This window comes from Desulfosporosinus acidiphilus SJ4, assembly GCF_000255115.2.
Classification (GTDB): Bacteria; Bacillota; Desulfitobacteriia; order Desulfitobacteriales; family Desulfitobacteriaceae; genus Desulfosporosinus; species Desulfosporosinus acidiphilus.
This window is the reverse complement of sequence record NC_018068.1, coordinates 857,486-871,495: the sequence shown is the minus strand read 5'-3', so window position 1 is coordinate 871,495 and position 14,010 is coordinate 857,486. Positions and strand designations below refer to the sequence as shown.

At 40.3% G+C, this 14,010-nt stretch carries 8 protein-coding genes; 1 reads left to right on the top strand and 7 read right to left on the bottom strand.

Annotated elements, in window-relative coordinates:
* Positions 1–93: 93 nt before the first annotated feature.
* Both DESACI_RS25050 and DESACI_RS04025 read right to left on the bottom strand, forming a co-directional pair.
* Positions 94–213 (bottom strand): hypothetical protein, encoded by a 120-nt coding sequence (locus DESACI_RS25050; protein WP_242833119.1) that lies wholly within the window; start codon positions 211–213, stop codon positions 94–96.
* A gap of 286 nt (positions 214–499) precedes the next feature.
* Positions 500–991, bottom strand: a complete 492-nt coding sequence (locus DESACI_RS04025) for a hypothetical protein (RefSeq protein WP_014825891.1) — start codon at positions 989–991, stop codon at positions 500–502.
* 517 nt (positions 992–1,508) lie between these two features.
* Here DESACI_RS04025 and sfsA point away from each other — a divergent pair.
* Positions 1,509–2,195 carry a DNA/RNA nuclease SfsA gene (gene sfsA / locus DESACI_RS04020; protein WP_014825890.1) on the top strand — a complete coding sequence of 229 codons (687 nt, stop codon included), beginning with the start codon at positions 1,509–1,511 and terminating at the stop codon, positions 2,193–2,195.
* A 76-nt stretch (positions 2,196–2,271) separates the two neighbouring features.
* On the opposite strand, the gene polC is transcribed toward sfsA, so the two are convergent.
* The 5 genes from polC to DESACI_RS03995 all read right to left on the bottom strand — a co-directional run bounded on the left by polC (position 2,272) and on the right by DESACI_RS03995 (position 13,812).
* Complete coding sequence (gene polC / locus DESACI_RS04015) at positions 2,272–6,606, bottom strand: DNA polymerase III subunit alpha (protein WP_014825889.1); 4,335 nt, start codon at positions 6,604–6,606, stop codon at positions 2,272–2,274.
* A gap of 412 nt (positions 6,607–7,018) precedes the next feature.
* Complete coding sequence (locus DESACI_RS04010) at positions 7,019–9,274, bottom strand: PocR ligand-binding domain-containing protein (RefSeq protein ID WP_014825888.1); 2,256 nt, start codon at positions 9,272–9,274, stop codon at positions 7,019–7,021.
* Between the two features lie 392 nt (positions 9,275–9,666).
* Positions 9,667–10,485 (bottom strand): hypothetical protein, encoded by an 819-nt coding sequence (locus tag DESACI_RS04005; protein ID WP_014825887.1) that lies wholly within the window; start codon positions 10,483–10,485, stop codon positions 9,667–9,669.
* A gap of 12 nt (positions 10,486–10,497) precedes the next feature.
* Positions 10,498–11,763: a multiheme c-type cytochrome gene (locus tag DESACI_RS04000; protein WP_014825886.1), complete on the bottom strand. Its 1,266-nt coding sequence runs from the start codon at positions 11,761–11,763 to the stop codon at positions 10,498–10,500.
* A 636-nt stretch (positions 11,764–12,399) separates the two neighbouring features.
* Positions 12,400–13,812: a LysM peptidoglycan-binding domain-containing protein gene (locus tag DESACI_RS03995; RefSeq protein ID WP_014825885.1), complete on the bottom strand. Its 1,413-nt coding sequence runs from the start codon at positions 13,810–13,812 to the stop codon at positions 12,400–12,402.
* Positions 13,813–14,010 lie beyond the last annotated feature (198 nt).

Sequence of the window (14,010 nt, the reverse complement as noted above, 5' to 3'; positions counted from 1 at the left end):
TCTGTAATGCCCGACCGTTCGGTCAATATAAATGACGCTGCAAATTCCCTCGGGAACCCTTAACTATTAATGTATTACTGAACTTATGCTTACTTATAGCTTCTCCGGAGACTCTGCAAACCATTGAATATATCCACATTTGGTACATATGAGTATAGTGGCTGACTTATTAAGCCAATCAAGATTTAGAAACGTGGCTCCGGCAGTATTCAATTGCGCTGAGCCATCTTCAAAGACGTCGTTTTGGCAATGAGGACATATTACTTTAATCTTAGCGACTTCATATTGGCTTGGCCCGAATGATTCTTTAATAGCTTTGGCGCCTTTTTTATTCCTTCTATGAAACCTGACATTTGTTCACCACCTAAACAAAAATAATACTTTCCCAAGGCTCTGGATTATAATCTCTTGCAAGACTCCCCTTTTGGGAAAAGGGAAATCAATTTCGTCATAGCACAACAAATCACAAGTGGTTTGGAGATTGTTCTCAGGGCGATTATTAGCCTTCCAAAAGCTTATTGAATTCTTTTACACTAATAGTCTTGGTTTTTTCTGGCACTCTAAGAAATAAATCATTGAGAATCCCTTTCTGCAAGAAAAATGATATGATACTCAGGATACTAACCATTAGCCAAAATCCCACCATCAACTGCGAAACAATCCTATACGTCAGAGGACCATTATCCAAATATAAATAGAGCAATAATAGGAACCCAATAAAAGTGGACAAATAGTTGATGATCCTATCAAACACATTGGAAAATTCCAGCGATATCAGCGCAAAGGAGTTCTGAAACGAAAATGTTCCTTCAAAGGAAAAGTCCCAAAGTATCGGAAGGTAAGACTTCTTTCCAGAAAAGAATATAACATCTTTCCTGACAGACACTTTGTAGTCAGAAAGCTTATTCTCGCCGCCGAAGTCGACAAGAATCTTTTCAAATTGATCAAGCGGAACAGGAGGAATCTTAAAGTATTTAGTTCTGGTTTCCATGCTTTTTCTCCCTTGGTAAACATTAAACAGTGCTGGCCATTGATGGCCGAGTGTCTCTAAAGCCAAACAAGTGCGATACTCTCCACGGAGACAATCGGGATAGCGAGAAGAGACTACTGCCATGACGATAAGCGCGCGGGCTTATCGCCACACTGCGACTCATAACGCATACCTCTGCAGTGTGGATTGGCCGAATATTACATCTTCGTACTTATGGATGTAAGAATATTATTCAATTCCCTATCTGGCTATTACTCCACGATGGTTGGGGGCATATCAAAAGAAATTCCATCCGAAGATACTAATTCCACAACCTTCCTTTATTTCCTCCCTATGTAATTACTTCCTAATAATAAATTTGTTTTAATTCTCTTTCAATTCGTATGCCAATAAGGCATTGCCAATACTGTAACTAAGTTATTCCCGTATCGATATTCCCTATATTTACTATGCTTGTTAAAATTAAAGCTGGAGCCCCACAAAAGATAAACTGGATTTTTACAAAGGAGTACGAAGAGTGAAATATACATCCATTAAAACTGCCGAATTTATAAGCCGTCCAAATCGATTTACCGCTCATGTAATAGTTGATAATCATGAGGAAATTGTTCATGTTAAAAATACAGGACGATGCCGGGAAATACTGCAAACAGGAACCACAGTCATATTGCAAGAATCCAAAAATGAAAAGCGAAAAACTAAATATTCAATCATAGCTGCCTATAAAGAGGATGTGTTAATCAATATCGATTCGCTGGTTCCCAATATGGTTGTCTACCAAGCCATCAAAGAAAAGAAAATTGAGCACATTCATGATGTTACAAAGCTATCAAGAGAAGTTGTTTACGGCAACTCTAGATTCGATTTGTATTTTGAAGCGAACGACAAGAGAGGGTTTATTGAAGTAAAAGGTGTAACTCTTGAAAATGAAGGTGTTGCCCTCTTCCCTGATGCTCCCACTCAGAGAGGTTGCAAACATATTTATGAAATGATGAACGCAGTGAAAGAAGGTTATGCGGGTTATATTTTCTTTCTTATTCAGTTGAAGGGCGTAAAGTATTTTACTCCCCATGAGATTAGAGATCCGGAATTCACCAAGGCACTACGCTTGGCCATAGCAAATGGAGTGACAGTCCTGGCCTATGATTCTCTAGTCTTCGAAGACGAGATAATCATCGGAGATCCGGTAGAAGTCCGCCTCTAAGAACGTGTTAGGGGGACGGTCCTTTTGACACATTTTGATGTGTCAAAAGGACCGTCCCCCTTTCTCACGTTTTCATTTAGATTGCATCAAATAGACTTAATTGATCACTTTCAGGCAGACCTTTTAAACAGCCAAATCCTCTGAGCAGCTCTATAGCCGAATTCCCGATCTTAGCACGCTTCTTGATATCCTCTACAGAGTTGAAGGGTTTTTCTTGGACAGCGTTAAATACACCTTCCGCAGCAACGGTTCCCATGCCGGATATACTATTGATTGGAGGCCTCAAGCCCTCTTCTTCAACGAGAAATCTTGTGGCGTGGGATTTGTATAAATCAATCGGCAGGAAATTAAAACCCCGTTCGTACATTTCCAAAACCAATTCCAAGTCATCATACATATCTTTATCCTTTGGAGCAGCTTGCTTGCCCAGCATTTCAATTTCTTTCATCTTTGCTTTGACTTTTTCTTTTCCGAAAATCATAAATTCGGCATCAAAGGCCTTAGCTCTGATGGTAAAGTAGGCTGCATAATAGGCCTTAGGTATGTGTACCTTAAACCAAGCAATTCTGAAGGCCATCATGACATAAGCCGCAGCATGAGCTTTAGGGAACATGTATTTAATTTTCCTGCAGGAATCAATATACCATTCCGGCACTTCGTGTTCCCTCATCAAAGCCTCATATTCTGCCCATTTTTCAGGGTCCTTTAATGCCTTTCCTTTACGAACCAGCTCCATGATCTTAAAAGCCGTATTAGGCGGCAAACCCTTTTTAATAAGATAAATCATGATCTCATCTCTGGTACATACTGCTTCGCTTAGGGTAACCGTTCCCGCATCAATTAAATCTTTGGCATTTCCCAGCCATACATCGGTACCATGGGAAAGACCTGATATACAGATTAAATCAGTAAACGTCGAGGGCTTTGTGTCTAAAAGCATTCCTCGTACGAATTTCGTACCAAATTCGGGGATACCAAAGGTTCCAACTTTAGAATTTATCTGCTCCGGTGTTACCCCCAGAACCTCTGTCGATGAGAATATCGACATAGTATCCTTATCATCCATAGGGATCGTTTGAGGGTCAACCCCGGTAATATCTTGAAGCATTCTTATGACTGTTGGATCATCATGGCCTAAAATATCCAGCTTTAAGAGGTTCTGATCGATAGAATGATAGTCAAAATGAGTGGTTATGATATCCGAATTTGGGTCATCAGCAGGATGCTGCACCGGGCAAAACTCAAAGATTTCCCTTCCCTTTGGCACCACTATAATCCCACCTGGGTGCTGCCCTGTAGTTCTCTTAATCCCTGTACAACCCCTGGAAATTCTGATAATTTCAGCCTTGTTTACTGTATGGCTCTTTTCCTCATAATATTTTTTAACATAGCCAAAGGCGGTTTTATCAGCTATGGTGCCAATCGTTCCGGCCTTAAACGTTGTCCCCTTGCCAAAAATAACTTCTGTATATCTATGAGCCTTAGCCTGATATTCCCCGGAAAAATTCAAATCAATATCCGGCTCTTTATCGCCATTAAAACCCAGGAAGGTCTCAAAAGGAATGTCTATACCATCCTTAGCCAAGGTCTCTCCACAAACCGGGCAAACTTTATCCGGCAAGTCAAAGCCGATTTGGCACCCATAATCGGAAAAGTCCGAGTACTTGCAGCTAGGACATCTATAATGAGCAGGCAGAGCATTCACCTCTGTTATACCCGTCATATAGGCAACAACAGAAGAACCTACTGACCCCCGGGAACCAACCAAATAACCATCCTCATTGGATTTCCATACCAACTTTTGTGCAATGATATACATGACAGAAAAGCCATTTTTAATGATAGAATCAAGCTCTTTGTCTAACCGTTTCTGGACAATCTCCGGCAAGGGATCTCCATAGAGCTCGTGAGCTTTATTAAAAGCTATATCCTTGATCGTCTGCTCACAGCCTTCGATATGCGGCGGGCATTTTTCCGCAGAAATGGGACTGATAGATTCACACATATCAGAGATCATATTGGTGTTGGTAACCACCACCTCATAGGCCTTTTGAGTTCCCAAATAGGAAAACTCATCAAGCATTTCGTCGGTGGTTTTTAAATACAAAGGCGCCTGATTATCCGCATCTTTAAAGCCCTGACCTGCTTCCAGGATTCGCCGGTATATCTCATCTTCAGGGTCCATAAAGTGTACATCTCCTGTAGCAACTACAGGCTTGTTTAACTTTTCACCCAAAGCAACAATCTTTCTGTTAATTTTCATCAGATAATCTTTGTCCGGCACCTGCTCAGTTCTTACTAAATAATCATTATTGCCAAGAGGCTGGATCTCTAAATAATCGTACTCCTCCGCAATAGTTTCGATTTCTTCATCGGATTTTCCCAGCAATATTGCCTGATAAAGCTCCCCTTCACTGCAAGCACTGCCCAGGATTAAACCTTCGGAGTATTTTTTATAAAGGCTTTTTAAAATTCGCGGTTTCTTATAAAAATAATCCAAGTGTGAATAGGAAACCAACTTATATAAATTTTTTAATCCTGCATAATCCTTGGCTAATATGATGGCATGATAGGTTTTAAGCTTTTTATATTCTTCTTTCTTGGCCTCTTCATCAGAGCTGAAGCGATCTATATCCATAAGGGTTTCGGTTCCTCTTTGCTTCAGCTTTTCAATCATTACATTAAAGACTTTAACGGTAGTATCCACGTCATCTAAAGCTCTATGAGCAACCTCGACCTTGATCCCAAGGTTCTTAGCAATTCGCCCTAATTTGTACGTTTTAAAATCCGGAAAAAGTTCTTTGGCTAAGGATAGTGTATCAAGATAGGTAAAATCAAAATCATAGCCTAAGTCTTTAGCATTGTACTTTAAGAAGCCAATATCAAATTCAGCATTATGGGCTACTAAAACACTTCCGTCAATAAAATCCAGCATCTTAGGAAATACCTGGTCTATGGTTTCGGCATCCTTTACCATCTCATCGGTAATGTTTGTAACCTCTACGACCCTTGCCGGAATAGGCTTTTCAGGATTGACAAAGCAACTGAATTTATCGGTGACTTTTCCGCCTTGAAGTTTCATGATCCCAATTTCAGTTATTTTTTCAGTTACCGGTGAAAAACCGGTGGTTTCCAAATCCAAGACGCAATAAGTGGTGTCAATACTCTGTCCTTTGGAATTTGTGACAGATGGCCGTTTATCCGGTGCCAGATAGGCTTCTACGCCATAAATAATCTTCATATTCGGATTATCTCTTCCGATGAGTTTGTGGGCCTCAGGAAAAGCCTGAACCACTCCGTGATCCGTTATGGCGATAGATTTCATGCCCCAGCTCATAGCTCTTTTAATTAAGTCCGCGGCACTGGTCATAGCATCCATCTGACTCATTTGGGTGTGGAGGTGAAGCTCTACCCTCTTTACTTCAGTCCTATCCAGTCGCTTAATCTTTTTCAGGCCTTCTGTTTCAATGATAGTATTGGCAATAAGTTCGACTTCCCCGGAAAACTTACTGTAACCGGCATTTCCGGACAGCCTGACCCCCTTGGATTTTTTAAGCCTGGCTAATACCTCGCCGTCTTCACCCGGTTTGAGGAAGGCCTTACAAGTCATAGAGCTTGAACTGTCATATAAATCAAAGGAAATTAGTGTTTTTCCGCTTTTTAATTCTTTAGCTTCTATATTAGACACGTCACCCTCTAACGCTATCCTGCCCTCATCCGGCGTGATGTCGGTGATTTTTATAACGGGTTCTTTTATATTGGCGTTTCTCCCTAATATAAGGTTGGAATTTTCTTTTTTCCCGCCGGTTTCACCAGGTATCTCCCGCTTAATCTCAACATTTTCCTTTGGTACGTTATTGATGAGTGCAGTCCTTACTTCCTTTTGCAGAAGCAACATCTCATTGACATATGTATCCTCTTGCAGCTTTAAGGATTCTTCGATGCTTACATTGTCAACAAAATTTATTTGATAGACCATGCCATAAAGGTTTTTCACAGCCTCTTGGATTAATTTGTCACATCCCTTAGCCTTTAATAGGTAGGATATACCAATATTAAAATTAAACGTAATTGTATTCTCGCCTATCTCATAATCACAATGATTTAAAGCTGATTTTAAGATGGGGCTTTTATCTACTAACATTAATACAATGTTTTTCAGCTCCGCTTCCAGAGGTTTTCTATCGGTTCCCTCATGATACTCAATCGTTATGATTGAATCATTTAAAGCTAACCTTTTTTTGATAAACTCGTTGATGCCTTCAATCTCACTGACTTCAATATATTTATCAGAACTGATTTTCATTTCCAAGGTTTTGGTATTTTTGTTTAAAACTACAGCTTCTACAATTGCAGTCTTGAGGTTGCCCCTTGTTTCATAATCGCTAAAAATTTCATTAATTGTCTTCATATCTATAACTCCTAATTTTCAACAGAAAATAGTCAGTGTAAATCAAAAAAAGATTGTTCATCAATCTCCAGTGAACTCGTTCAGCTAAAGCTGAACATCGGGGACCGCTCCCACTTATAGAAGTGTGAGTCTCACGATTGGATGAAAACGAATAATTGCCGCCTAAATACAGGATCGACAAGTGAACTAAATTACTCTCAGAATAATATTATACCAGTTGTTAGTGTTCTTTTCACCATCCAGAGCACTCTTGCCTACAGTCTTAAGACTACCTGTCTTTAGTCTATATCAATTCCTCTTAAGATATTGCATTGAAGGATTTTTCCACTTTTCCAAGGGCTTTGTCCAAAAATTTAAGGGACATTTCAGCCCTTCGCTAACTTTGTCCCTTAGATGGTCTTCAATATTCCAGCTATTCTTTCGCTAAGACTTTAATGAATATCTCGGCAATTCCCGGATCAAATTGTGTACCAGAGTTTTTCTCAATTTCTGCTAGGGCTTCTTCCTTGCTCAGAGCATTTCGATAAACCCTTTCACTAATCATAGCATCAAAGCTATCAGCAAGTGCAATAATTCTTGAAATCATCGGAATATTTTCGCCCATTAATCCCCTTGGGTAACCCTTACCATCCCAGCGTTCATGATGTGCCAAAATGCAATCCGCCAAATCTGACATTTCCTTTGAAGTACTTAATATTCTATAGCCAATCTCGGGGTGTCTCTTGATCTGGTCCCATTCAGTCTCTGTAGGTCTTCCGGGTTTGTTTAAGATACTTTCTTCGATGGCAATTTTTCCTATGTCATGAAGGAGGCCGGCGGCTTTTAGTTTACCGACTTCAGATTCAGAAAGGTTTAACTCCCTTCCAAGCATTTGACAAATTTGACTGACCCTTTTGGAATGTTGTTCCTCTCTTGGATTCTTTTCGTGCAGGGTATTAATAATTGTATTTATTAAATTACCCATCATTCCATTATTGGCAAGGACTTTATGTTTGTACATAGCATCTTCAGCTCTTTTTAGAACTTCGTGGATATTTACATTATTCTCCTCTTTGGTTTCCAAGCCAAAGGACATGCTCACCTGTATTGTGTTAATTTTTATCTTGGCAAACCGGTCATTAATCCTTTGGACGACCTGTTCGGCCTCTTCTTTTTTGGTTTTGGGAAGAAGGATAACAAATTCATCGCCTCCCCAACGAGCGACGATGTCATCTGCCTTACAAGACCTTTGGATGGCTTCTGCCGATTTCTTTAAAAGCTCATCCCCTTTATCGTGTCCAAAAGCATCATTAATGACTTTAAGGCCATTCACATCCCCAATAATAATTGAAAGGGGAAGATCTCCATTGATATCCAAGCGTTTGATTTCTTCTTCATAAAATCTTCGGTTATAAAGGCCCGTTAAAACATCATGATAACTTAAATAGTGATTTTCTTCTTCCCTTCTTTTGCGGTCAGTTATGTCGATCCCTACCCCGGCAAAATATTGCTTCCCATCAATAAAAATTGAACCGGCAGTAAAGTACATCGGTATTTTAGTCCCGTCCTTTTTCTGAAGATTTGCTTCAGCCTCGCCAAACCCGAACCGATTCGCCCTTTTGATTCCTTTGGCCACGGATGTTTGACTTGCTTTGTCTCCTTTATACCAATCTAATAACTTCATATGAGCCAACTCTTCAGAAGAATAGCCTGTCATTTCTTCATGTTGCCTGTTCCATCTCACTAAGTTGCTATTCTCATCGTAGAGGTATATCATCCCTGGAGCGCTGTTAAATAAGGCATCAGTTAATACCTTTTCCTTCTTCAGCTCATTCTCTGCCATGGTCTTCTCCATGATTTCTTCTTCCAAGATGGCATTCAATTCCTGAAGTTTTCTTGTACGTTCTCCGACCTTTCTTTCCAGTTCCTCATTTAATTTGAGAACTTCCTCCTCGGCCTTTTTGCGTTTGGCAATTTCCTCCTCCAGAATCGTATTTATTTCCTCTAACTCAGCATTATTGTCTTCAAGGGTCTGAACAGTCTCCTGCAGTTGTAGAGTTCTTTCTTCTATCTTTAATTCAAGATCATGATTAAGGTTTTTGATTTCCGTTTCAAAAATCTTCCGCCGGCCGATTTCCTGGATTAGTAAGAGATTTTGAGCCGCGTACATCGAAAGCTGATTGGCATGAAAGAAAAGGAAACGACAAATATTTTCAAACTGAAGTTTGGACATGCGTTTTACATCTTTTAGAGCATCCATAGACACTTCAGGTTTGACGCCAATTTCATCCGTGTATTTCATGAGATCTTCCATTGCTGCGTCCTCGTCAAGTACCTGACCTATCAGCCAATTAGCAATATGAATTCCGTCAACAATAATACTTGCTCCTGCATCAAGAAGACCTCCGCTCGAACACCGCCGTATTTTAGGCCCATCTTTTTGAGGACTTCCCATCATTGAATCTGATTTTCGACAATTGTTCAGTCCTTTTTCAGTGCTTCTTATAGCCAGACACAAGTTGCAAAAGCCACTTGGTTCCGTTATAGGTGTTCCATCAGGCTCAGTTATGAGTGAGGCCACACCAGTCGCCGCAGAAAACAAATCCTGAAGCTTCTGAATTTCGCGCAGGTCAAAGAGATTTGACAATTTATAAATGTTATGATCACAAGAAATAAATGGTTGAGCCATCTCCTTCACCTATCCTTATTTCATTAGTCGATTACATGTCAAACAGATCAAAGGACTAAGAAAGCAGTGAATCCAAGCGCTCTTTGTTCTAAGTTTTTTCACTTTATATTTCAATAAATTCGTTCTCATAAATTCCTGTTAGCAAAAGCGCATCAAAACTATATCGCTTATCTCTTCAACAAATAATTCTATCTTTCCTTTTATTTTAACAAATTATTTTAGAAATTTTTATATTAAGACAAATCATAATAACTTTTTCCTTTATAGGGCACTTTAGTATAAGAACAAAAACTTCAAGGAATGGATTAACCAAAAGGGTTAAAGATGATTTTTCAATCTCTTTAACCCTTTTGTAAATTTTGTCCCCAGATTCTTTTTTGAAAGCTCAAATATCAACTGTGACTTTCGTCAAGTCTAACGGTATGTTCCGGCAGCAGACATAGAGCGCCTAAGCACGCAAGATTTGAGAAAAGGAGCGGTCCGAGCAGTGGATTGCGATAGAGAATTCTTGCCCAGACTATACCCTGAGTTCCAGCCAAATCTCCAAAAACATGAAACCCAAAGCCTAATAAACCTACAAACAAATTAAAGGCCAAAACGGATAGGAGTATAGAGGTTTCGGTGTTGGTAAGTTGGGAAAAGGCTGCATAGAAACAAGCAATGGTGGCAAGCGAACCCGTTACTATGGGAATCAGGGTGTATCCCGGAATAAAAGCTAACCGAGCGTGATCTAAAAACGCAGCCAAAACCGCACCCAAAAAACCCAAACCAACCAGGACTAACAATTTAGAACGCCGAGATGGCCCTCGATAACGTTCACTTACCAAAGCGTAACTGGAAATCCCGGCAAAAGCTATAGGAGCCGCTACCGGAGATCCTTCAACCAATAGCTGATAAAGACTTTCACGATTGAAAGTGGCATTGCCTAAGATGTGAAAAATTGTACCCAAAACGCCAACGCAGACACCCAGCCACATCACAATTCTAAAGACTCGACTCACAAGATTATTAGATTTTAGGATGAGTTGAGTAAAAATCACTAAAACTGCCAGCGGCGTATAGATCAAGGGAATGAGCTCCCAGCGAAAAAAGTCGTTTTGCGAATGGGCAATTAAAACATCCACGCCTGTCAGTAAAAAGTTGATACCCATCATGCCAAGCAAGAGAGGAGTTTTATTGATAGAAGCTATCCGGATGAGACGATTCATCATTCTCAAATCCTCCTAGTGCTTTGCTTTTAAGGCGTCCGCTTTTGATTGCAGATCTACTAAGGCTTTCTCTTGCTCATAGATTCCATTCCAGTTTACATAGTCAGCTCCTCCCATGACAGCCCCGAATCTTGCTCTGCGGCCTTCATGATGCCACAATTCGAAATACTCAAAGTCGATGGGTGTGCCAAAAGGTTTAGTACCCAACAGTCCTGAGTTGCGCAGATCTTGGACAATTGATTTGCCCTTTTCAATATTCTGATTGCTAAGGGCAATGTTTTTTTCCGCCTTACTCATGACATCATCAATGAACGGTTGGGTGTGACAATTGAGGCATACCGAGTTCATTATCTGCTCGTGCGCTGCTCCGTCCTTGCGAACCGAAGCGATTTCAGGCGTCAGATTCCATTTAAGACGTTGACCGACGTCGTGTGTTCCTGGAACACTGCCAAAGGCCGACATATGACAGGTGGCACAAGTGGGGGCCGGAAAATCTTTGACCGTCAGGGTTCCTGGCGGAGCGTCCATATTGTATTTTGACTGGTTTGCTTGGTAGTAAGTCCCATGAGCCGATTCATTATAGATTTCAGCCTGAGGATGATCCGGACCTAAATGGCATTGTGCGCAAGTTTCTGGCTTGCGGGCCTGAGCAACATCAAATGTGTGTCTTAGATGACACTTTGTACAATCTCCAAAACTTCCGTCACCGTTCTTTTGACCAACGGCATGGCATACTTCGCAGGACTGTGCACTGGCGTCTTTGCCGATAAGATTATACACTGCATTAGCGTTTCCACCATTAAGTGGTTTGCCATTAGCGTCCAGCAGGTGATATTTAGCCAGTTCTTCGGGAGTAAAATTTTTGGCTCCCTGGACGGCATACCATGATTTGGCCGAATGATTGCTTGCTTCAAATTGTTTGACCTCTGTTGCGTGGCACTGGGCGCAATTATTCGGTGTCGGCTTGGCAATGATAGCCACATTATGATGTTCCGAAGTAAGGCTTTCTTGACCTTTAACGGCTTTGTGACAATCAAGACATAGAACGCCTCGGCCTGAGTGTTGACTGTCATGATATTGTTGAATGATACCCGGGTTTTCTTTTTGATGACATTCAACACATGCTTTGTTTTCTCCTGTAGCCACAACACTTAAAGCCGGCATACTCGTGCTTATTCCTTGTGGTCCGATGACAGAGTGATACACCAGGAATAACAAAGCACAAACTAAGACTGTACCCATCCCCAATAGGATAATCATACGTGATGTTGTTGACTTCATCTTTCTCTAAATCCTCTCCTCCTTATTTTTCATCAGCGACCGCTGACGAAGGATGAACAACCGTTAAAATTTTGTTTATATCTGTACAGTAAAAAATAACATTCTTCCTGGCTAAGCGAATTAAACTTCTATTCCGTGATATGTAATGCTTAAGTATGATATCTTAAGTATGATATCTTCAGTTTGAAATTTAATTCACTTATCAATAGACGATTAACCTTCAGATATAACGCTTATTAAACTCCTGCTCATCCCTAAGACTTAAAAGCTTATCCTATAAATATCACCTCACTCTTTTTGATGTTTAAACATTCGAAATTATTATATCGGAGTATCCATTCATTAAGTTGTGAGATGAATCACAGTTATACCCCATGATTCGAATAAAATGCGAAGTTTACAACTTTTTTAGAGCCTCGAGAACATACCCTTCGGGGACGGTCCTTTTGACTCATTTTTGTATCAAAAGGACCGTCCCCCTTGCACACACACACCCCATTGATTAATGCGCGGAATACAAAATAAACACCCTATTACAGAAAGCCGAACAATCGGGTTTTTCCGTCTGTGAGTGTTTTTAACAAATGATCGTGGGTTGGGATCAAGCCATTAAATTTTAGCTCGATAAAAAATGACTTATAAACGTTTACTAATATTAAAATTGTCGGCAAGTAAAAACCAGTTCTGAGGAAAAGAAGTGTCAAGAACCCAGTAACTTATGCCGCCGATATTATGGTTCTTGACTGTATTAAATTTGGCTTGAGCACTGCGGGGATCTTCAAACCAAACTTGATGATGTCGTCCTTGAGCATCGACATAATTATAGAATGGCGATTCCGAAGGTTGATCATAATGAATTGGAACTCCATACCGGATGGCCTGATGGACTGCATATTGTGGGCTGAAAGTTTCTGCTGATTGGCCTCGAACGTGTGGAAGTGTCCAGTCACGGGCATACGTTTGAAAACCCATAAATATTTTTTTCCGTGGGATTACACTTACAGCATAATCAAGTACACGGTTAATTTGATTTAAGGGAGATATGGCTTGAGGAGGGCCTAAGCGGTAGCCCCACTCATAAGTCATGAGCACAACAAAATCAGCTATCCTGCCATGGGCGGCATAATCATGAGCTTCATATAATAGCCCTCTCTGTTCCGCACTTGTTTTAGGAGCCAGAGCAGTTGAGACAAGATACCCTTCAGGATGCAAATGATTAACGGCATTTTCGACAAACTTGCTGTATAAGTCACGGTCTGTTTGCAAAACATTTTCAAAGTCAATATTCAAAATCTTATAGCCTTTTGTTTTCATGATATTTAGTACATTGGATAAAAGAATAGCTTGAATTCCTTGATCAGAAAGGATGGAATGCGCAACGTTTGAACCCAGAGTTTCTGAACTAAAATTACTGATTGACATCATGGGTACAATTTTTTGAGCATCAGCTTCCTGAATTAATGAACCGTCGTTTAGAGGGGCAAGGCCGCCATCGGACTGAACACCATAGGCAAATGGACAATAATATGTAAGATATTGTCCATAATTTCGCAGCGATTCCACCGTTATATCTCCGGATTGGTAGGAATAGGCATTTACTTCAATAGATGATTTGGACGTTCCAGGTATAATTAAGACCATGCCTGGATAGATGGCATTGGGGTTAGTCATATTATTCATATTCACGATACTTTGAATGGTTACACCGTAATTTCGGGATATTTTCCAAAGACTCTCACCGGATTTAACAATATGGGTTCTAGTAGGTACCGTTAAAACAGTTCCGGGATAAATATGCTCTGGATTCTTGATGTTATTTGCCGCTATTAATGCGGAAACGGTCGTACCTGATTTTTTGGCAATCTTCCAAAGCGTATCACCTGATTTTACGGTGTATGGCTGGGTGGAGGAAGGAATAATTAGGGCGAGTCCGCTCACTAAGTTATGATCTTGCAGGCCATTATACCGCATTAAATTTGTTGTACTTATTCCATAAGTAATTGCAATCCGATCTAAAGTTTCCCCATGCTGTACAACGTGAATTTGCATAGCTATCCTCCAGTTTTTGTACAGCATATGTGCCAATTGGATCTTAGGTGTATTGTTTCGGTATTTTCCGTTATTTAACACGACATCCTTATAGGACCTTTTTCCACTTCACTACCCCCATAACTCAAAAGCTTCATTTTCGATACTCTTCATATCATAAGCATTCATGTCCGCTAAATCGTGCTTCTTCCTGTTTCT

Bases quoted from the DNA above. Each gene is read 5' to 3' on its own strand.
- DESACI_RS04025 (WP_014825891.1), bottom strand. From the start codon at position 991: ATGGAAACCAGAACTAAATACTTTAAGATTCCTCCTGTTCCGCTTGAT.
- polC (WP_014825889.1), bottom strand. From the start codon at position 6,606: ATGAAGACAATTAATGAAATTTTTAGCGATTATGAAACAAGGGGCAAC.
- DESACI_RS04005 (WP_014825887.1), bottom strand. From the start codon at position 10,485: ATGATGAATCGTCTCATCCGGATAGCTTCTATCAATAAAACTCCTCTC.
- DESACI_RS04000 (WP_014825886.1), bottom strand. From the start codon at position 11,763: ATGAAGTCAACAACATCACGTATGATTATCCTATTGGGGATGGGTACA.
- DESACI_RS03995 (WP_014825885.1), bottom strand. From the start codon at position 13,812: ATGCAAATTCACGTTGTACAGCATGGGGAAACTTTAGATCGGATTGCA.
- DESACI_RS04010 (WP_014825888.1), bottom strand. From the start codon at position 9,274: ATGGCTCAACCATTTATTTCTTGTGATCATAACATTTATAAATTGTCA.